The 26,600-nt window shown below is 72.8% G+C and carries 22 protein-coding genes; 14 read left to right on the forward strand and 8 right to left on the reverse strand.

Annotated features, from left to right (window positions below; genetic code table 11):
• The 5 genes from B4K29_RS01085 to B4K29_RS01105 form a co-directional block, all read right to left on the reverse strand.
• A partial coding sequence (locus B4K29_RS01085) for an alpha-(1->3)-arabinofuranosyltransferase domain-containing protein (protein WP_286966224.1) occupies window positions 1-3,973 on the reverse strand: 3,973 nt, incomplete at its 3' end.
• A gap of 89 nt (window positions 3,974-4,062) precedes the next feature.
• The gene (locus B4K29_RS01090) at window positions 4,063-4,866 is read right to left on the reverse strand and encodes a class I SAM-dependent methyltransferase (protein ID WP_286966225.1); all 804 of its coding nucleotides are present in this window, start codon (window positions 4,864-4,866) and stop codon (window positions 4,063-4,065) included.
• On the reverse strand, window positions 4,863-6,047 hold the full coding sequence (locus B4K29_RS01095; RefSeq protein ID WP_286959911.1) for a glycosyltransferase family 4 protein: 1,185 nt from the start codon (window positions 6,045-6,047) through the stop codon (window positions 4,863-4,865). Before B4K29_RS01095 ends, B4K29_RS01090 begins: the two co-directional genes overlap by 4 nt.
• Before the next feature lie 59 nt (window positions 6,048-6,106).
• A complete protein-coding gene (locus tag B4K29_RS01100) occupies window positions 6,107-6,292 on the reverse strand; it encodes a hypothetical protein (protein WP_286959912.1) in 186 nt (61 codons plus the stop codon).
• Window positions 6,293-6,497: 205 nt separating this feature from the next.
• Window positions 6,498-8,105, reverse strand: coding sequence for a hypothetical protein (locus B4K29_RS01105; protein ID WP_286966226.1), 1,608 nt, complete (start codon window positions 8,103-8,105; stop codon window positions 6,498-6,500).
• Between the two features lie 59 nt (window positions 8,106-8,164).
• On the opposite strand from B4K29_RS01105, the gene B4K29_RS01110 reads away from it, so the two are divergent.
• From B4K29_RS01110 to B4K29_RS01140, 7 genes are all read left to right on the forward strand, one after another.
• Window positions 8,165-9,478 carry an oligosaccharide flippase family protein gene (locus B4K29_RS01110; protein ID WP_286966227.1) on the forward strand — a complete coding sequence of 438 codons (1,314 nt, stop codon included), beginning with the start codon at window positions 8,165-8,167 and terminating at the stop codon, window positions 9,476-9,478.
• 134 nt (window positions 9,479-9,612) lie between these two features.
• On the forward strand, window positions 9,613-11,892 hold the full coding sequence (locus B4K29_RS01115) for a glucose PTS transporter subunit IIA (protein ID WP_286961226.1): 2,280 nt from the start codon (window positions 9,613-9,615) through the stop codon (window positions 11,890-11,892).
• Window positions 11,893-12,295: 403 nt separating this feature from the next.
• Window positions 12,296-12,751: a MarR family winged helix-turn-helix transcriptional regulator gene (locus tag B4K29_RS01120; protein WP_286966228.1), complete on the forward strand. Its 456-nt coding sequence runs from the start codon at window positions 12,296-12,298 to the stop codon at window positions 12,749-12,751.
• On the forward strand, window positions 12,748-13,170 hold the full coding sequence (locus B4K29_RS01125) for an organic hydroperoxide resistance protein (protein ID WP_239266628.1): 423 nt from the start codon (window positions 12,748-12,750) through the stop codon (window positions 13,168-13,170). Before B4K29_RS01120 ends, B4K29_RS01125 begins: the two co-directional genes overlap by 4 nt.
• Window positions 13,170-14,177, forward strand: a complete 1,008-nt coding sequence (locus B4K29_RS01130) for an NADP-dependent oxidoreductase (RefSeq protein ID WP_286966229.1) — start codon at window positions 13,170-13,172, stop codon at window positions 14,175-14,177. Before B4K29_RS01125 ends, B4K29_RS01130 begins: the two co-directional genes overlap by 1 nt.
• Window positions 14,178-14,366: 189 nt before the next feature.
• Complete coding sequence (locus B4K29_RS01135) at window positions 14,367-15,170, forward strand: TenA family protein (protein ID WP_286966231.1); 804 nt, start codon at window positions 14,367-14,369, stop codon at window positions 15,168-15,170.
• Window positions 15,116-15,565, forward strand: a complete 450-nt coding sequence (locus B4K29_RS01140) for an SRPBCC family protein (protein ID WP_286966232.1) — start codon at window positions 15,116-15,118, stop codon at window positions 15,563-15,565. The genes B4K29_RS01135 and B4K29_RS01140 overlap by 55 nt, the downstream gene beginning before the upstream one ends.
• Window positions 15,566-15,684: 119 nt before the next feature.
• Here the strand turns inward: B4K29_RS01140 and B4K29_RS01145 are convergent, their stop codons facing one another.
• Window positions 15,685-17,397: a phytoene desaturase family protein gene (locus B4K29_RS01145; RefSeq protein ID WP_286966233.1), complete on the reverse strand. Its 1,713-nt coding sequence runs from the start codon at window positions 17,395-17,397 to the stop codon at window positions 15,685-15,687.
• 139 nt (window positions 17,398-17,536) lie between these two features.
• Complete coding sequence (locus B4K29_RS01150) at window positions 17,537-18,805, reverse strand: DUF2786 domain-containing protein (protein WP_286966234.1); 1,269 nt, start codon at window positions 18,803-18,805, stop codon at window positions 17,537-17,539.
• 303 nt (window positions 18,806-19,108) lie between these two features.
• Here B4K29_RS01150 and B4K29_RS01155 point away from each other — a divergent pair, with 303 nt between their 5' ends.
• On the forward strand, window positions 19,109-20,482 hold the full coding sequence (locus B4K29_RS01155) for a dicarboxylate/amino acid:cation symporter (protein WP_286966235.1): 1,374 nt from the start codon (window positions 19,109-19,111) through the stop codon (window positions 20,480-20,482).
• A gap of 247 nt (window positions 20,483-20,729) precedes the next feature.
• On the opposite strand, the gene B4K29_RS18325 is transcribed toward B4K29_RS01155, so the two are convergent.
• The gene (locus tag B4K29_RS18325; RefSeq protein ID WP_308191470.1) at window positions 20,730-20,894 is read right to left on the reverse strand and encodes a hypothetical protein; all 165 of its coding nucleotides are present in this window, start codon (window positions 20,892-20,894) and stop codon (window positions 20,730-20,732) included.
• Between the two features lie 196 nt (window positions 20,895-21,090).
• Here B4K29_RS18325 and B4K29_RS01165 point away from each other — a divergent pair, with 196 nt between their 5' ends.
• The 6 genes from B4K29_RS01165 (at window position 21,091) to B4K29_RS01190 (ending at window position 26,584) form a co-directional block, all read left to right on the forward strand.
• A complete protein-coding gene (locus B4K29_RS01165; RefSeq protein ID WP_239266222.1) occupies window positions 21,091-22,587 on the forward strand; it encodes an NAD-dependent succinate-semialdehyde dehydrogenase in 1,497 nt (498 codons plus the stop codon).
• Window positions 22,588-22,827: 240 nt separating this feature from the next.
• Window positions 22,828-23,175, forward strand: a complete 348-nt coding sequence (locus B4K29_RS18330; protein WP_313666903.1) for a hypothetical protein — start codon at window positions 22,828-22,830, stop codon at window positions 23,173-23,175.
• 100 nt (window positions 23,176-23,275) lie between these two features.
• Entirely contained in the window at window positions 23,276-24,442 is a 1,167-nt protein-coding gene (locus B4K29_RS01175; RefSeq protein ID WP_286966236.1) for a glutathione-independent formaldehyde dehydrogenase, read from the forward strand.
• Window position 24,443: 1 nt separating this feature from the next.
• Window positions 24,444-25,013 (forward strand): type 1 glutamine amidotransferase domain-containing protein, encoded by a 570-nt coding sequence (locus tag B4K29_RS01180; RefSeq protein WP_154592201.1) that lies wholly within the window; start codon window positions 24,444-24,446, stop codon window positions 25,011-25,013.
• Window positions 25,010-25,312 (forward strand): putative quinol monooxygenase, encoded by a 303-nt coding sequence (locus B4K29_RS01185; protein ID WP_286958862.1) that lies wholly within the window; start codon window positions 25,010-25,012, stop codon window positions 25,310-25,312. Before B4K29_RS01180 ends, B4K29_RS01185 begins: the two co-directional genes overlap by 4 nt.
• 141 nt (window positions 25,313-25,453) lie before the next feature.
• Window positions 25,454-26,584, forward strand: coding sequence for an NAD(P)/FAD-dependent oxidoreductase (locus B4K29_RS01190; protein ID WP_286958861.1), 1,131 nt, complete (start codon window positions 25,454-25,456; stop codon window positions 26,582-26,584).
• Window positions 26,585-26,600 lie beyond the last annotated feature (16 nt).

Below are 26,600 nucleotides of genomic sequence, written 5' to 3' on the forward strand. Positions count from 1 at the left end.
CGCCCGCGACGACCGCCGCGCGCACGAGGTCGGGGCGGCGGGCCCGGCGCGCCAGCAGCCCCACGACGAGACCCACGCCCACGGCGCCGAGTCCGGTCGGTCCCGTCGCCAGCGGCAGCAGCACCGCGACGACGCCGGTGACGGCATACGGGCTCCAGGCCCCGCTGCGCAGGGGCGGCGACCCGAGGACCGTCCCCTCGAGCTGCGCGGCTCGCTGACGGCGACCCTCGCGCCAGGCGCCCGCGGCGACCAGCAGCAGCCCGAGGGCGCCGGCGACGAGCAGCGCGGCATACGGGCGCTGGGGAGCGAAGCTCGGGTGCACGACGGTGGCGGGGCCCGCCGGCAGGACCCAGCCCTGACGACGGCCGTCGAGCCGGACCGGGGTGAGCTCGTGGCCGTCGTCGTCCGTGGCGACCCAGCCGGCGTTGGCGTTGTGCGGGAGCGCGAGCACGGCGGGGGCGGCGCGCTCGGGCACGGCATATCCGTCGGCGCCGGCCACGACGTCGGTGCCGACCGGCCGGGAGGACGAGGGCACGAGCTCGGGGGTGGTGAGCAGCAGGCTCTCCGGGACGTAGGCCGACGTCGCGAGGACCGTGACCCGGTGCTCGCCCGGGGCGACCGGGATCGGCTGCGCGGAGCGGTCACCGCCCAGGTCGGTGGGGCCGCCGCAGGGGACCCAGCGCAGCAGCCGGTCGTCGAGCACGTCGCTGACCGTCGCGACCAGGCGGGACGGCCGGGTGACCCCGTCGAGGCGCACGGTCGGTCCGTCGCCGCAGGTCCCGCCCACGGGCGCGTCCCGGTCCAGCGGTGCGCGGAGATCCTCGGCGCCGAGGAGCGCCACCTCGGAGACGCCGACGGGGAGCGCCTGGGCGAGCTTGGTGGCGGCGTCGATCGAGCGCACCTCGTCGACCCCGGTGACCGTGATGTCCACCCGGTCGGTCCGGGCCGTGAAGGCGACGGTGCCGTCGGGCGCGACGGTGGCGTTGCGGGTGCGGCCGTCGCCCGTGCGGACCTGCACGCGGCGCGGTCGCGAGGCCGCGAGGTGGGCATCGGACAGCAGGCGGACGCCGGTGAGCGCCCGCGGCGCCGGCAGGGTGAGCCGCAGCGTGGGCTGACGGTCCAGCTCCGAGGCGACCCACCCGGTGCCGAGGTCGTCGTCGACGGCGGCTCCGGGTCGCCCGGCGAGCCCCGGGACCCGCGACGTGGAGGCCTCGGCGCGGATCCTGCCCGGTATGTCGAGCAGCGCCCGGCCCGTCGCGGTCGGGCGGGCCCGCACGTGGCCGGACCAGGCATAGCTCGTGCTCGTGGTGGTGGTGAAGGAGCGGAACAGGCCGGCGGCCTCCTCGCCCGTGGCGACGAGCCCCGCGGCGCACAGCGGACGAGCGCCCTGCCGCAGGCAGCCGGTGCGGCCGGGCTCCTGGCGTCGGAGGCTGACGATGTCGGGCGTCCCCGAGGGGGTGGGCGGCAGCACGAGACGCGGCACCGGCACGATGCCGGGCAGCGTGACCTCGGTGATCGCGAAGGCCCGCTCGGTGCCGGCGCCGACGCCGCGCAGGGTGAGACGCAGGCGCGTCGTGGGGCCGGGGGGCAGGGAGACGGCGGCCGTCGCGCCGGCCGCCTGGTCCGGCGTGAGCGTCATGGGCACGGTGCCGGCGTCGGTGGTGACGTCGACGGCCACGGGCGGCGCGGCGCCGGCCCACGGCGAGGCGAGGGTGAGCGTCGTGCCCGTCAGGTCGCGGGGGCGGTCCAGGCGCACCTCGAACCACTCGCCGACCGCCTGCTGGAACCGGCCGGACACCCAGCGGGTGGTCGGGTCCCCGTCGAGGGCAGCGGCCGGGCCGTCCCCGCTCGAGGTGCGGACGAAGGAGCCGGCGTCGGAGCCCGAGCTGGAGGCCTCGGCCCCGGCGATGCCCTCCCAGCGCAGGGTGACCTGTGGCGCGCGGGGGTCCACGAGGTAGTCCTGCACCCGGCGGCCGGTCGTGCCGGGGTCCGCGGGGCGCAGCACGGGCGACCGGTTGTCGGAGGCCCGGCCGAAGATCGTCTCGCGCCGCTGGTTGCCGTCGGTGAGGATCTCGGGGAGCGCGGGGGTGGCGGGCAGGGCCGTGCGGTCGTCGCCGAGCACGGTGGCGCCACCCGGCAGGACGCGGTCCAGCGAGGGCAGGTCCTCCGGCCCGCCGGTCAGCTGACGCAGCGCGGACGCCGGGACGAGCCGGGCGTCGGCCACGTCCCCGACGTCGTAGACCTCGACGCTGGGGTAGGGCAGCAGGGTGCGCTCGTCGACCGTGGTGTCGGCGGTCTCGAAGGCGCTGCCCGCGGGCGGGCCGAAGGAGCGCACGCGGTCGATGCCCGCGTCCGTCAGGGCCTGGTGCACCGCGAGGGCGGGGGCCCGCCGGGCGGTGGCGCGCAGGTCGTTGCGGACGACCAGGTAGCGGATGCCCGCGTCGCGCAGCGAGCTGCGCAGGCCGGTGCCCCCGACCCCGGTGCGCAGGTGGCGCTCGACCTCGTCGAGGTAGCGGGTGGAGCCGGCGGACCCGAGGGGCACGGCGTCGCGCACGGCGAAGGGTCGTCGCATCAGCGCCTGGAGCGGCTCGTCTCGGGGCGACCCCCAGGTGAGCTCGGCCGCCGGGGCCGCGGGCACGACGAGCACCGACCCGGAGCCCGGCTGCTCGTCGAGCCAGCCCGCCACGTCGCGCCAGTAGCCCGCGACCTGCTCGTAGGCGCCGGCGCGCGGCAGCATCGCGGCCACGGCGGGGGCGGCTGCCGCGACGACGAGGATGCCGGTGACCGCGGCGACGAGCTCCCGTGGGACCCACCGGACCGGCCCTGCGGGGCCGGCGCTGCGCTCGCCGCTGGACCGGGTGCCGACGACATGGACGGCGTGGACGAGGCCGATCAGCAACGGGATCCGCAGGACCAGCTCGAACTTGTGGATGTTGCGGAAGGGCGCGAGCGGGCCGTCGAGGAGGGTGCGGACGTCGTCGGCGAAGGGGCCGTGCGCGGGTCCGGCGAAGCCGGCGACCAGCAGCACCAGGCCGACGACGGCGCCCAGGCGCCAGAAAGACCGGTCCGGGAGGCCGCGCAGGGTCAGGCCGACCAGCCCGATGACCGCCGGCACCGTCGTCGTCACCACGAGGATCGGCACGGTCACCGTGACCCAGCCGGCCGGCCAGGTCGGGCCGTCCGCCACGCGCAGGTAGGACAGCCAGTGCGTGGTCCCCTGCAGCGCCGTGAAGGGGCTCGCGGTGCCGGTCGTGGCGGCGGCGTTCTCGATCCAGTCCAGGAAGGGCGGGCTGTAGCGCCCCAGCACCACGAGCGGGCCGATCCACCACAGACCCGCGAGGACGCACGCGCCGAGCCACGCCGCGAACGCCCGCAGGGACCGGGCCGGGCGCTCGCGGGTCAGCCACCACAGGGTGGGCAGCACAAGGGCGGCACCCGTGGCGATGGCGTTGACGCCCCCGATGCAGCCGAAGGCGAGCGCCGAGCGCAGGACCCGAAGGCGGGTGCGCTGGGGGGTCGGGTCGACCAGCGGCAGCAGCACCCACGGCGCCACGGCCATGGGCCACACCTCGATCGAGGTCACCGCGATCTCGGCGAGGAAGCGCGGCGACAGGGCGAACAGCAAGGCCCCGAGGTAGCGCGTCCACGGCCCACCCACCCCCACGGCCCGCGCCAGCCGCCAGAAGCCGAGGAAGGCGGTGCACAGCACCAGCGACCACCACAGCCGCTGCGTCACCCACTCGGGCACCTGCAGCACCCGCAGCACCAGGTGGAACGGCCCCATGGGGAAGAGGTAGCCGTAGGCCTGGTTCTGCAGCTGCCCGAGGTGGCCCCCGTCCCACACGTGCAGGGCCCGGCCGAGGAAGGCCGCCGGTGACAGGGTCAGGTCGAGCTTGGTGTCCGGGACGACCCGGCCCCCGCCCTGCAGGAAGCTCGCGGCCGTGAGCAGCACGCACGCCGTGAGCAGCCGCACCCGCCATACGTGCTGGTCAGCACGACTCGCACGATCGGACCGACCGGCCTGGTGGGGCCGGTCGGTCCGGGGAGCGGGGGGAGCCGAGGTCATCGAACACGCAGCACCAGCACGGCGTTCCACGAGACGATCTCGCGGACGCCCGGCACGCGGATCAGCCACCGGGCCCAGGCCGGGTGGTAGCGGGGCAGGATCTCGACCCGCTCGACCCGGCCGGCGCGCTCCGCGGCGGCGAGCCAGGTGAGCATGCGGGCGATGGAGCAGGCATAGAGGGAGCGGCCGAAGTCGTTCTTGGGGCGATGGCCGTGCCGGTCGGCGTAGCGGTCCGCCGCGCGACGGCCGCCGAGGTAGTGCCAGGGGGCGGTCTCGTGGCCGCCCCAGGGGGACAGCCAGGGCGTCCAGGAGATGACGACGGTGCCGCCGGGTCGGGTGATGCGGACCATCTCGTCCGCCATCTCCTCCGGCGCGGGCACGTGCTCGAGCACGTTGCTGGAGTAGGTGAGGTCCACGACGTCGTCCGCGATGGGCAGCGACAACCCCGAGGCGCGCAGGGTGTTGGAGGCGACCGTCCCGCGGCGCTCGAGCTCCCCGGCGTCGGGGTCGATCCCGGCATAGCGGGCCCCGGCCGCCATGAAGGCGTCCGCGAAGTAGCCCGGTCCGCCCCCCACGTCGACCATGGTGGCACCGTCGAGCTCGCACCAGCGGCTCGCCTCGCGGACCGAGTCCAGCGCGAGCAGGCCGTAGAAGTAGGCGGGGTCGGTCTGCTCGACCGTGAACGCGCGGAAGAGCTGGACCGAGCGGGCCAGGGAGCCGACGCGGGCCAGGGGCGGCAGCGGGCGCCCCGCACCGGGATGCTCCGGCACGGGGGCGCGCTGCTGCTGGTCCGCGGTCATGCGCTCGCGCGCCGGCCGGGTCGGTGGCCGACCCGCTCGGGTGCGGCGACGACCTGGTCGATCTCGGCGACGGCCGGGCGGTGCGCGGCAGCCCGGGCGAGCGTGCGCTCCCAGCTGTCGACGGTCGCGCCCCAGGAGAAGCGGCGGGCGTGGGCGCGGGCCGCGAGGTCCATCTCGTGCCGCAGGTGATGGTCGGCGAGGAGCTCGGCGGTGGCCTCGACGAACTCGTCGAGGTCGTGCGCGAGGGTGCCCGTATAGCCGTCGACCACGGACTCGGACAGGCCGCCGGCGTCGTGGAAGGCCACCGTGGGGGCGCCGTGGATGGCGGCCTCGATGACGTTGAGCCCCCAGCCCTCCTTGAGGCTCGGGGCCAGCGAGACCCACGCCGACGAGAGCTCGTGGTGCTTGGTGACCTCGTCGACGAAGCCCAGCACGTCGACGATGTCGTCGGCCCCGACCGAGCGGGCGTGCTCCTCGACGCGCTCGCGCCACCAGCCGTCGCCGACGACCCGCAGCCGCAGCCCGGGGAACCGGTGGCGCAGGCGCTGGGCGGTGTCGATGGCCAGCTCGACCCGCTTGTGGGGGACGAGCCGCCCGAGGACGACGAGGCTGGGGTGCTCGGTGCGCGACTCCCGCGTGCTCCACGGCAGCTCGGTGCCGTTGTGGATCACCGAGACGTCCTCGGCGTCGACCCCGAGCTCGACGAGCTCGTCACGGGTGCGACCGGAGACCGTGACGTACTGGCAGCCGCGGTAGAGCCACGGCGAGATGCGGGACTCGAGGAACCAGCCCACGGAGGCGACGGCGCGGTTGAAGACGACCGGCCACTGCTCCTTGTGCACGTGGTGGATCAGCACGACCACCGGGGACAGGGTGCCGAGGCGCGAGCCGAAGGGCAGGCCGTTCTGGATGTCGACGACGACGTCGAAGTGGCCCTCGGTGCGCTCGAGCTCGCGCAGCCGCCGGACGGTCGCGGGATAGACGGAGGCGCGTCCCCCTTGACGGAGGATGCGGTAGCCGTCGAGGTGCTCCTGCTCGGGGGCGTCGCCGTGGGCGGCGCACAGCAGGGTGATGTCGTGGCCGCGGGCGGCGAGCCCGCTGCAGACGGTCTGGGCGTAGCGCTCGGCCCCGCCACCCTCGGGGTGGGTGAGGTCGCGCCAGCTGAGGAAGGCGATACGCACGGCTGTGGGCGTGGGCGTGGTCGTGGTGCGAAAGGTGTCGACGCGGTGACGGGGAGCCGTCAGCCGCCGTAACCGATGATCTCGGCCGGGGCGACCTGGGCGGCCGGTCCGGACGTCGCGGCCTTGGCGTCGTCGGGAGCGGCGGCGCTCACGGCGTTGATGGCCAGGGCGGAGGCGCCGAGGCCGAGCAGGCAGGACAGGGCGGCGATGATGACGGCTGCGGTGCGGCCACTGAGGGAAGACATGGTCAGACCTCGATCTGCAAGAGGCGGGAGGCGGGGCCCGCGCTGGATGGCGCCGTTGCAGGTGGTGCTGGGTGCTGCTGGGGGGCTGGTCGCTGGCGACCAGGGGCTACTGATGGGTACTACTGGTCGGTAAGAGTACGTGCCGGAGCTCAGCCTGTCCTGTGGTCTGCGTCACTCTACCGACAGATCGCCCCGATGGGCGGCCTCAGGACCGGGCGCTGGAGGGGCCCGTCGAGGGGTCGTCGACGAGCCAGACGCGCAGGGGTCCGGTCGTGCCGACGCGGCGTGCCCCGGGTGGGGGCTGCGGCGTCTCGCCGGGAGTGTCTGCCCAGGTCACGACCGCTTCGACCCCGGCCAGGCGGAGGGCCTCCAGGTCGCCTCTGGCCCAGGCCTCGACCGCGGTCGTGTCGTCGGACCCGACCACCACCGCGCCCCCGTCGCGGGGGACCGAGAGGTTGCGTGATGCGATCGCATGACCACGCAGAGCGAGGGGCAGGGGGTCGAGGAAGGGCTGGTCGCCCACCCAGGCCTGCCGTCGGAAGGGCTGCCAGGGCAGGACGAGCGTCGTCCGGTCGCCCACCGCGGCGACGGCCTCGGACCACCCGGCGGGGAAGCCCGTGGGGCGGTAGGCCGCGTGGACGCGGGCCGGGGCGTCCGGGGCTCCGATCACGGCGAGCGCCACGAGGGTCGCGGCTGCGCCGGCGGCGGCCACCGGCCCGAGGCGCCGGGCCAGGGCGGCCACCCCGAGGCCGAGCAGCACCGCGGTCGCGAGCACCGTCAGGCCGAGCAGCCGGTGGGTGTCGCGCAGGATGCCGACGCCGGGCACGTGCTGGGCCTCACCCCAGAGCACCAGCCCGGGTCCGGACGCCAGCGTCAGGGCGACGAGGGCGGGCAGGACCAGGGCGGCCGCGAGGAGCCAGCGGTCGGCCCGGCCCGTGCGGACGCTGCCCACGGCCAGCACGAGGGCCGCGACGATCACCAGGGCTGCCGAGGCCAGCAGGGCCGGGGCGTGGGCGCGTGAGGCGAGGGCGGCGGCGGGCGCCCAGATGCCCCCACCGCCGAGCACGTCGAGCACCCCCTGCACCCCGTCCGCCCGCACCGCGAACGCCCGGGCCCCCGACGTCTCGCCCGCCGCGCTGGCCCCCCGCAGGCCGGCGACGACCCAGGGCAGGCACCAGGCCGCGCCGAGACCCGCGAGGGCCAACCACTCCCGACGATGCCGCCCGGGGCGATGCCTCGTCGTCAGGGCGGTCACCACCACGACCGCCAGCGCCAGCAGCCCGCCGAACGGCGTCAGGGCGGCGGGCAGGGCGGCGACCAGCACCGCGAGGATGCGGCGTCGCGGCGACCCGTCGAGCCGCACCGCCGCCACCAGCCACGGCACCATGGCCCACCCCAGCAGCGTGGGGGGCTGTCCGACGAGCAGCCGCTGCGCGGCATACGGGCTCCAGACCGCGACGGCGGCGGCGACCACGCAGGCCGCTGTCCCGTGCCGGCGCAGGAGGACGGCCAGGCCGCACCCGGCGAGGGCGAGGGAGGCCACGAGCATGACCTGCTGCTGGACCCCCGACGGCACGACGGGCGCGAGCAGGGCCGTCACGGCGTCGAGCGGGACCGCGCGCGGCGCCTGGCCAACGGCTCCCAGGACGGAGGGGCCCAGCACGGGGTCGGGCACCTGCACGAAGTCGCGGTAGAGGAGCTGACCACGGCCCAGCGCGGGCCAGGTCCAGGCCAGGGCGAGGAGGATGGAGGCGACGCATCCGGCGAAGGCGGCCCGTCCGGGAGATCCCGGCCACACGTCGCGGCGTCGCATGCTGGCACTATGGCACGCTGACGACCCCGTGCCCGGGCATCACCGACCAAGGAGCTCCCATGAGCCGCACCACCTCGGACGCCGCCGCGCGGCCCGTCGTGTCGCGAGCGCTCGCGCAGGTCACGTCGGCCCTGTCGTCCGGTGGGCTGCTCTTCGCCGGCACCTTCCTCGGGGCGCTGCTCGGCTACGCGTTCTTCGTGGTGCTCGGGCGGTCGATGACCCCCGACGACCTGGGCGCCGTGGGCTCGCTGATCAACCTGTCGACGATCCTGACCGTGCCGGGCCTCGGGCTGCAGCTCGTGACGGCGCGCGGCGTCGCGTCGCAGTCGGCGCCCGCGCACGGCCGATCGGGCGGCCCCGTGGACGGCGGGCTGCTGGTCGGGGCGCTGCTGGTCGGTGGCGTGCCGGCGTTGCTGCTCGCCGTCACGGCACCCCTCGTGGCTCCGCTGCTGCACCTGCCCTCCGTGGCGCCGTTGGTCGTGCTGGCGCTGTCGGCCGTGCCCATGACCGTGGCCTTCGCGGCGCTCGGGGTGCTGCAGGGCGCCGAGCGGTTCGCGGCGCTCGGGCTCTCGGCGCTGCTGGTCGGCGTCGCCAAGATCGCCTCCGCCGTCGCCGCCTCCGCACTCGGCCAGGGCGTCCTGGGGGTGATCGGGTGGTATGCCGTGGGCTGGGTCGTGGTCGCCGTCGTCGCGGGGGCGCTCGCCGTCCGCGGGGCCGGCCGGGGTGGCGCCGGCGAGGACGATGCGGGCCCGGATGGATCGATGACGGCGCCCTCGCGGTGGGCCGCCGGGATCGCGCGCGCCCGGGCCGGCCTGGTGGGGTCCATGCCGACCGCGGGCCTGCTCGTCCTGTCGAGCCTCGACCTGATCCTCGCCCGCCACCACCTGACGCGCGACGGGTCCGGCGTCTACACGATGGGCGCGCTGTTCGAGAAGGTCGCCTTCTGGGGGCCGCAGTTCATCGCCACCATGTACTACCCGCGCATGGCCCGTCCCGCCGAGCGCCGCGCCGCGGTCCGGGCGGCCGTGGGCGTGACCGCGGCCGTCGGCGTGCTGGGGGTGCTGGTCGCGGCGGTCGCGGGCGACCTGCTCACCTCCTTCGTCGGCGGGCGCGCCTATGTCGGCGAGCTCGGCCACCAGGCCTGGGTGTTCACCGCCCTCGGCGTCGCCCTCGCCCTCGTCCAGGTGCTCGTGTATGCCGACCTCGCCGACCACCGCCACGGCGTGGGGGCCCTGGTGTGGGTCGCCGTGGCCATCACGGTCGGCGCCGTCGCCCTGTGGCACGGCAGCGTGGCCGCCGTCGTGGGGACCGTGCTCGTGTGCGTGCTGGGCCTGCTCCTCGTGGCCGGGACGGTGGTCGCCCGGCGCGCCTGAGGGTCCCGCCCGTGAGACGGCGGCGTTCGGCATACGGGACGCACCTGTGCCAGGGGAGTGCTCGGTCAGCGGACCTGCCCCAGGCAGGGAATACTTGACGCGCCCGAGCGGCTCCCCCAGGAAAGAAGTACCTCATGGCATCAAGCCCTGCCAGCGACATCGTCTCGAGCGTCGGCGGCCCCTCCAACATCACCAGCCTCACGCACTGCGCGACCCGGCTGCGGTTCCAGCTCAAGGACGCGTCCGGCGTCGACCAGGCGCAGGTGGAGAAGATCCCCGGCGTCATGGGCGCCGTCCCGCAGTCCGGCGACCGCTACCAGGTCGTCATCGGTGGCGCGGTCCAGAACGTCTTCAACGACATCATGGCGCTGCCCGAGATGGCGTCCGGCGGTGGCGGCTCCGCGGCGGCCGCAGGCGCATCTGGCGCCAAGTCCGACGACGAGCTCAAGGCCGAGCTGCGCTCCGGCGGCCCCCGCGGCGGACGCGCCTGGCTCGACAACTTCTTCGAGTTCCTCTCCGACTCGTTCCGCCCGATCCTGGGCGCGCTGCTCGGTGCCTCGCTGTTCATCACCTTCATGGCGCTGATGTCCACCCTCGGCGTCATCGGCAACTGGGCCGACCCCCGCGTCAAGCTCGAGGGCGGCTGGGCGTTCATCAACCTGCTGTGGCAGGGCGTGTTCACCTTCCTGCCGCTGATGGTCGCCTACAACGCGTCCAAGAAGCTCGGCGCCGACCCCTGGGTGGGCTTCGCGATCATGGGTGTGCTGATGCTGCCCGGCTTCACCGCCCTCGGTGACGCCGCCCGCACCGCCACGGTCGCCGGCTCCGAGGTCAAGATCTTCGACGTCTTCGGTCTGCCGCTGACGATCTTCAACTACGGCTCGACGGTGTTCCCGCCGCTGCTGATGGCCGCGGTGCTCGGCCCGCTGTACAAGCTGCTCAAGCGCCTCATCCCGAGCAACCTGCACCTGATCTTCGTGCCGTTCCTCGCGATGTTGGTGATGATCCCGCTGACGGCCTTCCTCATCGGCCCGATCGGCGTCTACGTCGGCGCCGGCCTCGGCAGCTTCCTGAAGTCCATCAACGACTTCAGCCCGCTGATCTTCGCGATCGTCATCCCGCTGGCCTACCCCTTCATGGTGCCGCTGGGCCTGCACTGGCCGATCAACGCGATCATGCTGCTCAACATCCAGCAGAACGGCTTCGACTTCATCCAGGGCCCCATGGGCGCGTGGAACTTCGCCTGCTTCGGCGCCACCGCCGGCGTCCTCTACCACGCCATGAAGGACAAGGACGTGGCGATGCGCCAGACGGCGACCGGTGCCCTCGCGGCCGGACTGCTCGGCGGCATCTCCGAGCCCTCCCTGTACGGAATCCACCTGCGGTTCAAGCGGATCTATCCGCGCATGCTCGTCGGCTGCCTCGTCGGTGGCGTGATCATCGGCCTCGGCGGCGGGCTCAAGACCAGCGCCTTCGTCTTCACCTCGCTGCTGACGATCCCGGCGTTCGACAACATCCCGCTCTACGCCATCGCCGTGGCCGCGTCCTTCTTCATCTCGATGCTGCTGATCGTGTTCACCGACTACCGCACCCCCGAGCAGAAGGCCGAGGCGCTCGCCGCCAACGCCGCCGCCACGGACACCGCGATCCCGGAGCAGAACCCGGTCGACAACGAGAACGTCACCCTGTCCACCGACGACCGTATGGCGCACGCCGGGGCCGTCGCTGGTGGGGCTGCTGCCGGCGCTGGCGCTGGATCGCTCGCGGGCGACGCCCCGACGACCGGTCGTGCTCCTGAGGCTCCCGCCGGGCACTCCCGCCCGGAGGCCGCCGCGGGCGGCGCGAGCGTGGTGACCGACACCGCTGGCGCGGGCACGGCCGGTGCTGGTGCGGCCGCGACCGGTGCTGCTGTAGGCGCGGGTGCTGCCGGTGCGGCTGGCTCTGCCAGTGCTGGGGCCGTCGAGGTCGGCGCGCCCTGCGACGGCGTCGTCGTGCCGCTGGCCGAGGTGCCGGACAAGGTGTTCAGCGCGGGCCTGGTCGGCCCGGGCGTCGGCATCGACCCGCGCGACGACACGATCTGCGCGCCGGCCGCCGGCACCGTGGTCGTGGCCCAGTCGACAGGTCACGCCTTCGGCCTGGCGGTCGAGGGTGGTGTCGAGCTGCTCATCCACGTCGGCATCGACACCGTCAACCTCGACGGCCGTGGCTTCGACGTCCACGTCAAGGCCGGCGACACGGTGGCCGCGGGCGACCCGCTCGTGACCTTCGACCGCGCGGTGATCGAGGAGGCGGGCTACTCGCTGATCACGCCCGTCCTCGTGACCAACTCGTTCGCGACTGGCCCGGTCGAGCCGCTGGACGTGTCCGGCGAGATCGCCAAGGGCGCGCCGATCATCCGCGTCACCCCCGCCTGACCTACCTCAGGTAGTCACATCCGCCCGGGTTAGCCCGCCAGGCGGATGTGACCGCCTCAGGTAGGCACATCGGCCTGGGTTCGACGGTCCTGCCCCTCCCGGCTGATGGACCTACCCCCGGCAAAGGCATCGACCGGCCTCCGTTCCCCAGGCCGGTGTGACCAGGGCCGGTTGATCTGATCAGGCACCCTGCACCGGCCGTATGCCGAGAGGCCCGGCGTCATCCCCGATCGGGGCATGGCGCCGGGCCTCCCGCACGCCTGGACCCCGGCCTGGGGGCGTTCTTCCGGCATACGGACCGATCGGTGCCGGACCGAGGTCAGGGTGTGCGGGCTCGGCGGGAGGTGATGAGTTGCGCGCAATTGAGTTGCACACAACCGACTGGCGTGGCAGGGTAGACGGCATGGAGTCAGACCTCGAGCTCGACCGGCAGCTGTGCTTCGCGCTCTACAGCGCGTCGCGCGTCGCGACCGGCGCCTACCGCGAGGGGCTCACACGTCTCGGCCTGACCTACACGCAGTACGTCACGCTGCTCGCGCTGTGGGAGGCCGACGGCCCCAGCGTCTCCGAGCTCGGCGAGCGGCTCCAGCTCGACAGCGGCACGCTGTCCCCGCTGCTGCGACGCCTGCAGGCCGCCGGGCACGTCGAGCGTCGGCGGGACCACCGCGACGAACGACGCGTCACCGTCCACCTCACCGACCAGGGCCGCGCGCTCGAGCCGGAGGCGGCGGGCCTGCGCCAGCAGCTCTACGACTCCATGCACCTGACCCCGCAGGAGGCAGAGACCCTGCGCACCCTCGCGCAGCGGTTCTGCCACCTGCCCACCCCGCACGACTCGAACGAAGGGCACACGTCATGAACGCGATCTACACCGCAGAGGCGCTCGCCACCGGCGCCGGCCGCAACGGCCACGTCCTCACCAAGGACGGCCGCGTCGACCTCGACCTCGCCGTCCCCACCGAGATGGGTGGCTCCGGCCAGGGCGCCAACCCCGAGCAGCTGTTCGCCGCCGGCTACGCGGCGTGCTTCCACTCCGCGCTGCAGATGGTCGCCCGCGAGGCCAAGGCCGACCTCGGCGAGTCCAGCGTCGGCGCCCGCGTCGGCATCGGCCCGCGTGACGGTGGCGGCTTCGGGCTGGAGGTGACCCTCGAGGTCGTCATACCGGCCCTGCCCCACGACCAGGCGCAGCAGCTCGCGGACCAGGCCCACCAGGTCTGCCCGTACTCCAACGCCACGCGCGGCAACATCGACGTCACCGTCACGGTGGTGGAGGACTGATGACGGCCCCGACCAGCACGCGCCAGATCGTCCTCGCGGCGCGGCCGCAGGGGTGGCCGACGCCCGACGACTTCCGCATCGAGACGATCGAGCTCCCCGGGCTCGCCGACGGCCAGGTCCTCGTGCGCAACACCGCGATGTCCGTCGACCCCTACATGCGCGGTCGCATGAACGACGTGAAGTCCTACGTGCCGCCGTTCCGGCTCGACGAGCCGCTCGACGGCGGCGCGGTCGGTGAGGTCGTCGCCTCCCGCAGCGAGTCCGTGCCCGTCGGGGCGCGCGTGCTGCACGGTCTGGGCTGGCGCGAGCACGCGATCCTGCCCGCCGATGGCGTGACGGTGATCGACACCGATCGGGTGTCCGAGACGGCATACCTCGGGGTCCTCGGCATGCCCGGGCTGACCGCGTATGCCGGACTGACCGCCGTCGCCGGGTTCCGCGAGGGCGACGCGGTGTTCGTGTCCGGCGCGGCCGGCGCCGTGGGCTCGCTCGTGGGCCAGATCGCCCGGCTGATGGGCGCGTCGCGGGTCATCGGGAGCGCCGGCTCGCCCGACAAGGTCCAGCGCCTGCGCGACCTCGGCTTCGACGCCGCGTTCGACTACCACGACGGGCCGGTCGCCGACCGGCTGCGCGAGGCGGCCCCGGACGGCATCGACGTCTACTTCGACAACGTCGGGGGCGAGCACCTCGAGGCCGCCATCGGACGCCTCAACCTGCACGGACGGGTCGCCATGTGCGGCGCCATCTCGCAGTACAACGCCACCGAGCCCACGCCCGCCCCGCGCAACCTCGCCCTCGCCATCGGCAAGCAGCTGACGCTGCGTGGGTTCATCGTCGGGTCCTACTCCCACCTGGCCGACGAGTTCCGAGGCCGTATGACGGACTGGATCGCGGCGGGCGACATCAGCGTCGACGAGACGCGGCGCGAGGGGCTGGACGCGGCGCCGCAGGCGTTCATCGACCTGATGCGTGGCGCCAACACCGGCAAGATGGTCGTCACCCTCTGACCTTCTGATCCCCAGGATCGTGAGTGTTTCGTCCAAGAATCTTGGACGAAACACTCACGATCTCGTGGGGCCGGGCCGGAAATCTCGTGGGGCCGGGCCGGGCCGGGCCGGGCCGGGGCGGGGTGCGCAGGGGCGGCGGGGGCCGGGGTGGGCTGTTGGGCGACCACCGACGCGGCATACGGTCGAAGCATGACCGCCACCTGGAGCCAGCGCATGCGTCACGCCACCGACCTCGACTGGGCCGCCGCGACGGGCCACCGCTTCGTCGACGAGCTGCTCGCCGGGACCGTCGCCGACGACGTCCTGGCGCACTACCTGGTGCAGGACTACCAGTTCTGCGACGCGTTCACCGCCCTGCTCGGGCAGGCGTGCGCGTCTGCGCCGGGCCTCACCTCGCGGCTGCGGTTCGCGCGGCAGCTCGGCATGTTCGCCAGCGACGAGGACACCTACTTCATCGACTCCTTCGACGCCCTCGGCGTGCCCGAGGCCGAGCGGTTCGAGCCCACGCTGACCCAGGCCACGCTGGACTTCGACCGGGTGATGCGGGACGCCATCGAGTCCCGGTCCTACGCCCAGGTCCTCGCGGTCCTGCTGGTCGCGGAGAAGCTCTATCTCGACTGGGCCGAGCGCGCTGACCGCGACGGGATGGCCGCGACCCGTCCGGAGCACGTGGGCTGGGTCGACCTGCACCGCGGTCCGGACTTCCGCGCCTGGGTCGAGTGGATGCAGGCCGAGCTTGGACGCCAACGAGCCCAGCGACCCACGCGACAAGGACGCAGCCGAGCGGGCGTTCACGCGGTCGGTGGCGTGCGAGCGGGCGTTCTTCGACGCGGCATACGGCCGCTGACCACCTGGCAAGGCTCCTCGGCCGGGCCGGCTCGGTCATGCTGGAGGCACAGCACACCCGCTCCCGGCCGTGGGCCGGCTCAGGAGGACCGATGCACACCGAGCAGCGAAGCACCACCGCCACCGTCGACCAGGTGTGGGCGGTGATCGCCGACGGGTGGACCTATCCGTGCTGGGTGGTCGGGGCGTCGCGGATGCGCGCGGTGTCGGCCGACTGGCCCGCGGCCGGCGCACGGCTGCACCACTCCGTGGGGTCCTGGCCCGCGCTGCTGAACGACGAGACCGAGGTCCGCGAGTGCGAGACCGGGCGGCGAATCGTGCTGAGCGCCAAGGCTCGTCCCGTCATGATGGTGGCCACCGTCGAGATCACGCTCGAGCCGCAGGACGGCGGCACGCTGATCAGCATGCGGGAGGACGCGTCGCGGGGCCCCGGTCGACTGGTCCCGCACGCCGTCCGCCAGGCGGGCATCGCGCGCCGCAACCACGAGGCCCTGCTGCGTCTTGCCCTGCTGGCGGAGCGCCGCACCCAGCCCCGCAGCTGATGCACCTAGCGGGGGTAGGCCCATCAGCCTCCGGTGCGAAGCCCGGCGAGTGTGCCTACCTGAGGCGGTCACATCGGCCTGGGGTGCTAGGTCGGGCGGATGTGCCTACCTGAGGTGGGTCAGCGGATGGTGGGTGGGTCGGCGTAGAGGCGGTGCAGGGCGGCCAGCGACAGGCTGCGCACCGGGCGGCCCCACCAGCGGTTGTCCTGCAGGGCGGCCCGCGCGGCGAGGTAGCCGCAGCCTCCGTGCACACCCCCGCCGGGATGCGTGGCCGCACTGCCGAGGTAGAGGCCCTCGACGTGCGTGCGGGGCCCGCCGAGCCCGGTGACGGGACGCCAGATCGCCTGCTGGAACAGCTGCATCGTGCCGCCCCCCACCGCGCCGTCGCCCAGGTTGGCGTTGCTCGCGTGCAGGTCGTGGGGGCGCTGGTCCCACCGGTCGATGACGTGGTCGCGCCAGCCAGGGGCCAGGTCGTCGAACATCCCCTCCGACGCGTCCGTCAGCCGGTCCGCCGACGCGGCGTCGGTGATGCCCCGCGGCAGGTGGGTGTAGAGCCAGAGCGCCTCGGTGCCCTCGGGCGAGCGCGACGGGTCGACCGTCGTCATCTGCCCGACCAGGGCGAACGGGCGCTGCGGCACCCGTCCTGAGCCGAGGTGGGCGGTCCACCGGACCAGACCCTGCCGGTCCTGGCCGGCGTGCACCACCGCCGCGCCGTGCGCGCGCTCGGCGATCCAGGGCATCGGTGCCGACAGCCGGTAGTTGAGCTTGAGCGTCGGCAGGTCCCACTCGAAGCGGTCCAGGCGTGATCGGAGCCCCACGGGGACGGCGGCGCTCGGCAGGAGCCGGTCGTAGAGGTCGGGTGCGCTCGTGTCGGCGATGACCGCGCGTCGAGCCTGGATGCGCCGACCGTCGACCGTCTCGACGCCGTGCGCTCGCCCAGCGGCCACGGCGATCCGAGCCACGCGCTGACCGGTCTCGAGGCGCGCGCCGGCGGCACGGGCTCGCGAGGCGAGCGCGTCGGCCAGTCGCTGCGTGCCACCACGGGGCGACGGGAAGCCCACGTCCTGCGCGAGCATGGACATGATCCAGCCGAACAACCCGCTGCCGGGCGCCTCCGGGGGGATGTCTGCGTGCATCGCGTTGCCGCTCAGGATCTGCCCGGCGCGGGCGCCGCCGAAGAGCTCGGCGCCCATCCGGTCGACGGGCAGCAGCGCGAACCGCACGAAGTCCGGCACCTGGGTCGCTCCGATGCGCGCCAGCAGCGGCCCGACGGAGCGGACCGGCGGCCAGCGGGTGAGGAGGCTCGCCAGCAGCGGCTCTCGTATGGCGTCCCACTGCCGCACCAGGCGCAGCCAGGTGTCTCCGTCGCCGGGATGGTCGGCGTCCAGCAGCGCGGCGGTCGCCTCGGCGTCGCCCTCCATGGTCGAGCCGACGCTGTCGTCGCTGGACGCCACGTGCACGACCGGGCGCTCGGCGTGCGACCACTGCAGACCGTGGGCCGTGAGGTCCAGCTCGCGCAACACGGGCGAGGCCGCGCCGAGGGGGTGGCAGGCGCTGAACTCGTCGAGCACCCAGCCGTCGACGTCGCGGGACGACACGGCGCCACCGAGGGTGTCACGGGCCTCGAGCAGGAGCACGGCCCAGCCGGCGTCGGCGAGGGTGGCGGCGGCCACCAGCCCGTGGTGACCACCGCCGACGATCACCGCGTCGACGATCTCGACGGCCCGGGTGTGCCCTAACGGGGACGAAGCCGACTGCGACGCCCGGGCCCCCGGCCCGGGGTCGCGCTGCGGCGTGCGGGTGCTGGGCCTGGGTGCGTCGGTCGTGGCCATGCGTGACCCATGCCCCGCCCAGCCTCGATCGACACCTGATCCGACGCCCCAGGCCCGACACACGAGCCGACGCCCGACGCGAACCCTGGCACGACACCCGGCATGACGTTCGCGCTGGGTGATCTCCCGGGCCCCCGCGTCAGCTGCCCACGGCCCGCCCCCACTGGAGCGAGGCCTGGTCGGCGGCGCGGCGGCCGCGGTCCCAGCCCTCACGGTCGCGCCCGAAGGACATCGACACGTGACGCACCCGCGGGAACAGCTCCTCGACATACGACTCGACGGCCTCGGTGCGCTCCTGGAGGACCGGCACGAGCTCGCGACCTCCCACGGCCGACATCTCCTCGGCGGCCTGGGCGGTCTCGGCGGCGGTCACCTCGGCCAGGCGCTCGCCGATGCGCGCGCCGAAGGCTGCGAGGAAGGACTGGCGGAAGCTCCGCGTCCGGGACCCGCCGCGCCGGTCGAGCCGCTTGCCCTCGGCGTGCATGGCGCGGGTCGCCTGGACGAGGAGGGACGTGTAGAGGGTCTCGACGGCGTCCAGGTCGTGGGGGAAGCCCAGCAGCGTGACGTAGCCGTCCTCCTTGGCCCACACGCTGCGCGACCGGTTGGCGTCGGCGACCGCTCCGAGCAGCATGACCTTCTCCCGGACGTAGGGCGTCTCCATCCACAGCCGCCGCCCGTCCGGTCGCTCACCGCCACCGCCTGACGACGCGCTCGCGGCCAGCACCGCGTGGTCGATGCTGTATCGCGCCATGAGGGCCTGGGCCCCAGCGGTGAAGGTCTCGGCCTCGGCCTCGTAGGGCGTGGACTCGGCCTTGGCCAGCAGCTGACGCACCCGCGCCAGGATCTTGTCGTCCACGTCGATCGGCGTGGACGAGGCCTGCGCCGTCGCCTCGCCCGGCCTGGCGCCGAGCTGCTGCATGGCGGGGAGCGACCGGAGCACGTGCTCGAGCCGCAGCGCCACCTCGTAGGCGATCGCCTCGCTGCCCCACCGCCCGACCCGCGCCGTCACGCACGAGTCGGCCGCCGGCCACCAGACGGAGGCCTCGACGAGCTCGAGCTGGTCGTGCCAGCGCTGCACGACCGTGGCCCGCGGGTAGGACGCCAGGTCCGCGGCCATCAGGTCCCCCAGCAGCTCCACGACCCGCGTGACCGTCTCGGGCTCGGCCCGCACGTGCAGCGCGGACCGCCGGACCAGGTGGTGCAGGTCCATCGGCTGCCAGCCGCTGCGCCACCTCTCCTCGAGGACCCCGCGCAACCGCGTCGTGAGGGTCTGCTCGACCACGGCCCGGCCGCCGGTGGCGTGCGCGAGCGTGATCAGGTCGACCACCGCGTCGTCGAGGTCCCAGACGGACCCCGCGCTCAGCCCTCGCACCCCGGCGAGCGCCAGCTCGTCCGCCTGCGCGGACACCTCTCCCCGGTCGGACCGCTCCCGCGACCCCGACCTATCCGACCCCGTCGACCCTTTCGACCCCGTCGACCCAGTCGACCCAGCCGACCATGACTGTCTCTGCCTGCTCACCATGACACCTCTCAGAACACCTCAGGACCGTTCGCCGGTCCAGCTCGTCGCCCCCAGTCCTGACAGCACCTACTCAACCACGTGGGTCTGACAGACCCCTCTTCACCGCGCCCTGGGAATAATCTGACGTTATGGTTGATTGTTGCTGACGTTATCCACGTCTGCCCCACCCCCGCGCCGGAGAAGGTCCCCATGTCCTCGACAGCGAGCACCACGCCCACGAAGCGTCGCCGCCTCCCGTCCTTCAGCATCCAGATCCTGATCGCCCTCGTCCTGGGCCTCGCCCTCGGCTGGGTCGCCCTGACCATGGGGCCCACCGCGAACGGCGACGACAACTGGCTCACCGTCGTGCTCGACACGATCGGGTCGACCTTCGTCACCCTGCTCAAGGCCCTGGTGCCGCCGCTGATCCTCACGGCGATCATCGCCTCGATCGCCAACCTGCGCGGTGTCGCCAACGCCGCCCGCCTGGCCGGCAAGACCCTCCTGTGGTTCGGGATCACGGCTCTGGCCTCGGTGATCATCGGGATCGTCCTCGGCCTGGTGATCCAGCCCGGCCGCAACACGAGCGTGAGCGAGAGCGCCGCCAAGGCCCCCAGCACGCAGGGCGGATGGCTCGACTTCATCGACCAGCTCGTCCCCGGCAACTTCCTGGGCCTGTCGGTCAGCTCCCACCCCGTGACCGGCCCCGGCGGCGCGCTCGCCTCGGTCGACACCAGCGTCAGCTTCAAGGCGCTGCAGCTGGTCGTCATCGCCCTCGTCGTGGGCATCGCCGCGCTCAAGGTCGGCAAGGCCGCCGAGCCCTTCCTGGCCTTCAACGCCTCCGCGCTCGCCATCGTGCAGAAGGTCCTGTGGTGGGTCATCCTGCTGGCCCCGATCGGCACCGTCGGCCTCATCGGCCGCGCGATCGCGACCTACGGCTGGTCCTCGCTGACCCAGCTCGGCACGTTCGCCCTCGCGATCTACGCCGGGCTGCTGATCGTGCTCCTCGTGCTCTACCCGGTGCTGCTCCTGGCCCACGGCCTCTCCCCGCGCAGCTACTTCCGCGGCGCCTGGCCGGCCATCCAGCTCGCCTTCGTCTCGCGGTCGTCCCTCGGGACGCTCCCCGTCACCCAGCGCGTGACCGAGTCCCTGGGTGTGCCGCGCGAGTATGCCGCCTTCGCGTCCCCTCTCGCGGCCACCACCAAGATGGACGGCTGCGCCGCGATCTACCCCGCCATCGCCGCGATCTTCGTGGCGCAGTTCTTCGGCGTCGACCTCGGCCCGCTGGACTACCTGCTCATCGTCGTGGTGTCGGTCATCGGCTCGGCCGCGACCGCGGGGCTGACCGGCGCGATCGTCATGTTGACCCTCACGCTGTCCACGCTCGGCCTGCCCCTCGCCGGCGTCGGCCTGCTGCTCGCCATCGACCCGATCCTCGACATGGGCCGCACCGCGGTCAACGTCGCCGGGCAGGTGCTCGTGCAGATCATCGTGGCCCGTCGCGAGGGCATCCTCGACGAGGACGAGTTCGCCCGCGCCGAGCCCATCTCGATGGACTCGCGGCCCGCGCTGGCCCACGCCTGACGGCGCAACCTGGCAACGGGCCGGCGGCTCAGCACTGACAGTCCGTATGGCGAGCGCCCACCCCATGCGGGGGCCGGGCGCTCGCGCGGGTCTGCGGTGGGATGGGGGGGGTCGAAGTGGCGGGCTGGTCTCGTGCTGCGGGGTGGGGGAGGGTGAGGCGGGTCCGCCGCGCGGCGGACGAGGGCCGGCTGATGCCCTTACCCCCGGCGGGATCATCAGCCTGGGGGACGAAGCCCGGCTGATGCCCTTACCCCCGGCAGGGGAAGCCGGTGCGGGTGTCGACCACGTTGACCAGCGGCTCGCCGGTGACGTGCGCGGCCTCGGGCTCATGCCGGGCGTCGAGATCACGACGCCCGGCGGCCGCCCGGACACGGCGACCGCCGTGGCCGTCCAGCAGGCCGCGACTCGTCACCGCCGGCTCACCCTCACGTGCGTGCGGTCCGCTCGGTAACGTTGTCCGGGTCATGCCCGCGCTCGTCGTCTCCATGGAGGAGATCGATCTCGGGCTGGACAGGTTCCGGGTCCCCGTCGAGGAGGTCACCGGGGCCGCGGGCAGCGACCGCTGATCAGATCGACCACCGAGCACGACACCCTCCAGGAGGTCCCCGATGACCGTGCAGCTCGTCACCGCGTCCGACGCCGAGTCCCAGCGGGCGCAGGAGGTGGTCGCCGACGTCCCCACCGGCCTGTTCATCGACGGTGAGTGGGGCGACGCGGCGTCCGGCAAGACCCACGACGTCGTCAACCCCGCCAGCGAGCAGGTCATCGCGACCATCGCCGACGGGGGTCCCGAGGACGCCCGCCGCGCCATCGAGGCGGCCGCCGCGGCCCAGCGCGACTGGGGTCGCACCGCCCCGCGGGAGCGCAGCGAGATCCTGCGCCGCGCCTACGACCTCGTCATGGAGCGGCAGGACGACCTGGCGCTGGTCATGACCAGCGAGATGGGCAAGCCCGTCGCCGAGGCCAAGGGCGAGGTCGCCTACGCCGCGGAGTTCTTGCGGTGGTTCTCGGAGGAGGCGGTCCGCATCGGCGGAGACATGATGCTCTCCGGCGACGGCTTGACCCGGATCTTCGTGTCCCGCCAGCCGATCGGCCCGTGCGTGCTGGTCACGCCGTGGAACTTCCCGCTCGCCATGGCCACCCGCAAGATCGGCCCCGCCATCGCGGCCGGCTGCACGATGGTCTTCAAGCCCGCCCACCTGACGCCGTTGTCGAGCTTCGCCCTGGTCGACATCCTGGTCGAGGCGGGCCTGCCCGCCGGGGTCCTCAACGTCGTGTGCTCCTCCGACGCCGGCTCGGTCGTCGAGCCGTGGATGAGCAGCGGTCTGGCCCGCAAGGTCTCGTTCACCGGCTCGACCGCCGTCGGCGTGAAGCTCCTCGAGCAGGCGTCGCAGCACGTCATGCGCTCCTCGATGGAGCTCGGCGGCAACGCGCCGTTCATCGTGTGCGAGGACGCCGACCTCGACAAGGCCGTCGACGGCCTGATGATCGCCAAGATGCGCAACATGGGTGAGGCCTGCACGGCCGCCAACCGGATCTTCGTCCACCGCTCCGTGCACGACGCGCTCGCGGACAAGCTGGCCGAGCGCATGGGCGCCCTGTCGGTCGGCGACGGCCTGGCCGAGGGCGTGCAGGTGGGTCCGCTCATCGAGCCCAAGGCCCTCGACAAGGTGGTGGAGCTCGTGACCGACGCCGTGGACCGCGGCGCCGAGGTACGGTGCGGCGGCGACCGTCCCAAGGGTGCCGGCTACTTCTACCCGCCGACGGTCCTCACCGGCGTCGACCCCGGCTCGGCGCTCATGGAGCAGGAGATCTTCGGCCCCGTTGCCCCGCTCATCCCCTACGACACCGACGACGAGGTGATCGAGCTCGCCAACGCCACCCCGTGGGGGCTCATGGGCTACGTCTACACCGAGAGCCTAGAGCGGGCTTTCCGCCTCGGTGAGGCCATCGAGACCGGGATGGTCGGCCTCAACACCGGTCTCGTGTCCAACCCCGCCGCGCCCTTCGGCGGCGTCAAGGCGTCGGGGCTGGGGCGCGAGGGCGGCAAGCTCGGTATCGAGGAGTTCCTCGAGGTCAAGTACCTCGCCGCCCCCCGGACCTGACGAGGAGGGCGGGACGATGACCTTCACCCCCGAGGAGTCGACGGACGGCTCGCTGCGGTCCGAGCCCGTATGGCGCACCAGGGGCTGGCCGCACTCGTGGTCACCGACCCGCCAACCTGTTCTACCTGACCGGCTACAACGCGTGGTCCTTCTACACCCCGCAGCTGCTCACGTGCCCTCCGAGGGCGACACGGTGCTCTTCGCCCGGGCCATGGCCGCCCAGGGGGCGCACCGCACCTCGTGCCGCCCGGGCAGATCGTCGGCTACCCCGAGAAGCTCGTGCACCGGCCCGACAGCCACCCCTTCGCGTGGGTCGGGGCGCAGCTGCAGCGGCGGGGCATGATGGCGCCGTTCGCGCGCCGGTGCGTGGGCGTGGAGATGGACTCGCACTACTTCTCGCCCAAGGCGGGCAGCACCGGGGACGGCATCACCGTGGAGCTGCGGGTGACCATGGAGATGCCCGGCTTCGAGACCGAGCCCGACCACCCGGCTCCCATGGCCGATCTCGCAGCCAAGGGTCAGCCGCAGGGTGCGCCTACGGGGCGTTTTCTGACGCCAACTTGGGCGCGACTCATTTCCTCCGGCTAGCTAGCCCCCGGGTTCGCCCTGATCTGCCTACGACCCCCTCGTTCGGTGGCGAGGGTAGGTTGGGTCTGGAAAGTCACCACACAACGATTGGAGATCCACCATGAAGGCTGTGGTCTATCAGGGACCGCGCGATGTCGCAGTCACGGATGTCCCGGACGCGAAGATCGAGCGACCCACCGATGTCTTGGTCAGGGTGACGACGACGAACATCTGCGGCTCGGACCTGCACATGTATGAGGGCCGGACTTCCTTCGAGGTAGGTCGGACGTTCGGTCACGAAAACATGGGAGAGGTGGTGGAGATCGGCAGTGGCGTGGAGAAGGTCAAGGTGGGCGACCGGGTCGTGCTGCCCTTCAACATCTCGTGCGGGTTCTGCAAGAACTGCGAGCGTGGCCTCACGAACTACTGCCTGACGACGCAACCTGACCCGTCGGCCGCCGGTGCGGCCTACGGCTTCGCGGAAATGGGCCCGTACGGCGGCGGGCAGGCAGAACTGCTCCGTGTGCCTTTCGGTGACCACAACGCGCTGCGCCTGGGTGAGGACGCGGAGGAGAAGGAGAACGACTACGTCATGCTCTCCGACATCTTCCCCACCGGCTACCACGCCACCGAGATGGCCGGCGTGATCCCGGGCGACAGCGTCGTGATCGCCGGGGCTGGCCCCGTGGGATTGATGGCCGCCCTGTCGGCGACGATCAAGGGCGCGGCAAAGGTGATGGTGGTCGATCGTCACCCTGACCGGCTCGCGCTGGCCGAGCAGATCGGCGCGATTGCCATCGACGACTCCAAGGCCGACCCCGTGCAGGCTGTGCTGGACGAGACCATGGGGCTCGGAGCCGACCGCGGCTGCGAGTGCGTGGGCTACCAGGCCCACGATCCCCAGGGCAACGAAGACCCGGCCGCCACGCTGAACATGCTCATCAACTCGGTCCGGTTCACCGGCGGGATCGGCACCGTCGGCGTGTTCGTCCCCCAGGACCCGGGGGCCAAGGGCGAATTGGCCAAGCAGGGCAAGGCAGCCATCGACTTCGGCACCCACTGGTTCAAGGGACAGACCATGGGCAACGGTCAGGCCCCCGTCAAGAGGTACAACCGCCGGCTGCGAGACCTCATCGCGGCCGGCAAGGCGAAGCCGTCCTGGATCGTCTCCCACGAGATCTCGCTGGACCAGGCTGCCGATGCCTATAGGAACTTCGACTCCAGGTCCAAGGGTTGGACCAAGGTCGTCATCAAGCCCGGCATGTCAGACGGAAAGAAGGCAAGCTGATATGGCAGCAGATCTTCAAGGCAAGAGGGTCGCGATCCTCGCCGCCGACGGAGTCGAACGCGTTGAGCTCGAGCAACCCCGCGAAGCGCTGAACCGCGCGGGCGCTCAGACCGAGGTCCTCTCGATCCACGACGGCGAGATCAAGGCCCGTAAGAACGACCTGGATGAAGCGGGCACGTTCACCGTCGACGGGTTGGTCGCCGACGCCTCGGTGGGCGACTACGACGCCCTGCTGCTTCCCGGCGGCACGGTGAACCCCGACCAGCTCCGGGTCGACGAGGACGCCGTTTCCTTCGTCCGCGACTTCGTCGAGAGCGGCAAGCCAGTGGCGGCGATCTGTCACGGGCCGTGGACGTTGATCGAGGCCGGCGTGGCCGCCGGTCGCACCCTGACGTCGTTCCCGAGCATTCGCACCGACCTGCGCAACGCCGGCGCCGACGTCGTCGACCAGGACGTGGTGGTCGACAAGAATCTCATCACCAGCCGCTCGCCGGAGGACCTGCCGGCGTTCTCCGAGGCGATAGTGTCCCAGCTCGCAGGCACCTCGACAAAGGAAGAGGAGAAGTCATGAGTGTGACCAAGGGATTGCTGGTCAGGTTTGACGCGTTGCCCGGGAAGGAGGACGACGTGAAGGATTTCCTTGACAGCGGCCGTGCGCTTGTTGATGACGAGCAGGCGACCACCGCGTGGTTCGCGATCCGCCTCGGGCCGACCTCGTTCGGGATCTTCGACGTGTTCCCCGATGACGCCGGACGTGACGCCCACCTGTCCGGCCCTGTTGCGGTAGCTCTCGGCGAGCAGACCGGCACGTTGTTCTCCGAACCGACGATCGAGAAGCTCGACGTACTGGGCTTCAAGCTCCCCGCCTGACACCACAGACCGGGAGTACTGGCCCAGAGAGGAGGGGTCGCTGCGCGCGGTGACTTCGGGCTTGCACAGCCCGCTGACGTCGTGGCAGCGGCCCCTTCTCTTGCGGCCTATCGCTCATCACCAACAGATCGAGGAACCGCGATGACCGGAACTGACGACGGCGTTGCCACGACGCGTTCACCCGAGGTAGCAGTGATCGGGGGCGGGATCGTCGGTCTGTCGACGGCGTACGCGCTGCGGGAGCAGGGCGTGCCGGTGCGCTTGTACGAGGCTGGTCTGCCCGGGACGGGTCAGTCCGCAGGCGAGTCGCGGATCTTCCGGCATGCCCACGACGACCCGCGACTCGTCGCTTTCGCGCGCGAAAGCCGCGGCGTATGGGATGAGTGGGCCGAACACTTCGACGTCGAGCTGGTCTCATCAGACGGTGTCCTGGCGATCGGAGACAGCGCCCTGGCGCGGCTGCGGGTGCTCGATCAGGTTGGCGGCGTGAAGGCGCACGAGATCGACGCGGCCGAGGTCGCCCAGCGAATGCCGCTGCTCGCTGGGTACTCGGGGCCAGCGGTGCTCGACGAGTCGGGCGGCGCGATCCGCACCCGCGCCGCGATCACGGCACTCACGGGTGCCCTCGCAGATGCGGTCACCACCGGGGAGGTCATCTCCATCGATCCCCGCGCCGACGGGACGGTCGAGGTGCGCAGCGTCACCGACCGGGCTGTCTACTCCAAGGTGGTCGTGTGCGCCGGCCGCGAAACCGCCCGGCTGGCACGCAGCGTCGGCCTGTCGCTGCCGGTTCGCCTTGCCGCACACGTCCGGCTGACCTTCGACGTGAAAGCCGCCGCCCCGGCACGAGTCGCGTGCCTGCAGGACAGCAGCGGCGTCTTCGGCGAAGTCGGCGTCTACGCGACGCCGCTACCGGGCAACAGCAGTTACTCCGTCGGACTCAGCGAGACCGTCGGCGTCCGCGACGACGGAACTTTCATCGACCCTGCGGCCATTCGATCGCTGGACGAACGCGCACGCGAATACGCGACACGGGCGCTGCCCGGTCTCCACCCAGAGCCGCGCGACTTCCTTCACTGCTGGGTGACCGACCTCCCGTGGAGTGAGGACGGCGTGGCCGTATGGGAGGCAGGCTCTGTCTCTTTTGTGGCCGGTCACAACTTGTTCAAGCAGGCACCTGCGCTGGGTCGCGCTCTTGCCCGGGCTGCGACCGGCGGCGGTCTCCCCGCCGAGCTCACGCCCGAAGCGCGCCTCGGCGAGGCCCAGGGCTAGGGCGTGTCTCCCAATG

Origin of the sequence: Arsenicicoccus sp. UBA6765, from assembly GCF_002453335.1 — a bacterium.
Lineage (GTDB): Bacteria > Actinomycetota > Actinomycetes > Actinomycetales > Dermatophilaceae > Arsenicicoccus > Arsenicicoccus bolidensis.

Bases quoted from the DNA above. Each gene is read 5' to 3' on its own strand.
- B4K29_RS01145 (WP_286966233.1), bottom strand. From the start codon at position 17,397: ATGGCCACGACCGACGCACCCAGGCCCAGCACCCGCACGCCGCAGCGC.
- B4K29_RS01115 (WP_286961226.1), top strand. From the start codon at position 9,613: ATGGCATCAAGCCCTGCCAGCGACATCGTCTCGAGCGTCGGCGGCCCC.
- B4K29_RS01110 (WP_286966227.1), top strand. From the start codon at position 8,165: ATGAGCCGCACCACCTCGGACGCCGCCGCGCGGCCCGTCGTGTCGCGA.
- B4K29_RS01125 (WP_239266628.1), top strand. From the start codon at position 12,748: ATGAACGCGATCTACACCGCAGAGGCGCTCGCCACCGGCGCCGGCCGC.
- B4K29_RS01165 (WP_239266222.1), top strand. From the start codon at position 21,091: ATGACCGTGCAGCTCGTCACCGCGTCCGACGCCGAGTCCCAGCGGGCG.
- B4K29_RS01105 (WP_286966226.1), bottom strand. From the start codon at position 8,105: ATGCGACGCCGCGACGTGTGGCCGGGATCTCCCGGACGGGCCGCCTTC.
- B4K29_RS01130 (WP_286966229.1), top strand. From the start codon at position 13,170: ATGACGGCCCCGACCAGCACGCGCCAGATCGTCCTCGCGGCGCGGCCG.
- B4K29_RS01100 (WP_286959912.1), bottom strand. From the start codon at position 6,292: ATGTCTTCCCTCAGTGGCCGCACCGCAGCCGTCATCATCGCCGCCCTG.
- B4K29_RS01090 (WP_286966225.1), bottom strand. From the start codon at position 4,866: ATGACCGCGGACCAGCAGCAGCGCGCCCCCGTGCCGGAGCATCCCGGT.
- B4K29_RS01135 (WP_286966231.1), top strand. From the start codon at position 14,367: ATGACCGCCACCTGGAGCCAGCGCATGCGTCACGCCACCGACCTCGAC.
- B4K29_RS01140 (WP_286966232.1), top strand. From the start codon at position 15,116: ATGCACACCGAGCAGCGAAGCACCACCGCCACCGTCGACCAGGTGTGG.
- B4K29_RS01185 (WP_286958862.1), top strand. From the start codon at position 25,010: ATGAGTGTGACCAAGGGATTGCTGGTCAGGTTTGACGCGTTGCCCGGG.
- B4K29_RS01190 (WP_286958861.1), top strand. From the start codon at position 25,454: ATGACCGGAACTGACGACGGCGTTGCCACGACGCGTTCACCCGAGGTA.
- B4K29_RS01180 (WP_154592201.1), top strand. From the start codon at position 24,444: ATGGCAGCAGATCTTCAAGGCAAGAGGGTCGCGATCCTCGCCGCCGAC.
- B4K29_RS01155 (WP_286966235.1), top strand. From the start codon at position 19,109: ATGTCCTCGACAGCGAGCACCACGCCCACGAAGCGTCGCCGCCTCCCG.
- B4K29_RS01120 (WP_286966228.1), top strand. From the start codon at position 12,296: ATGGAGTCAGACCTCGAGCTCGACCGGCAGCTGTGCTTCGCGCTCTAC.
- B4K29_RS01175 (WP_286966236.1), top strand. From the start codon at position 23,276: ATGAAGGCTGTGGTCTATCAGGGACCGCGCGATGTCGCAGTCACGGAT.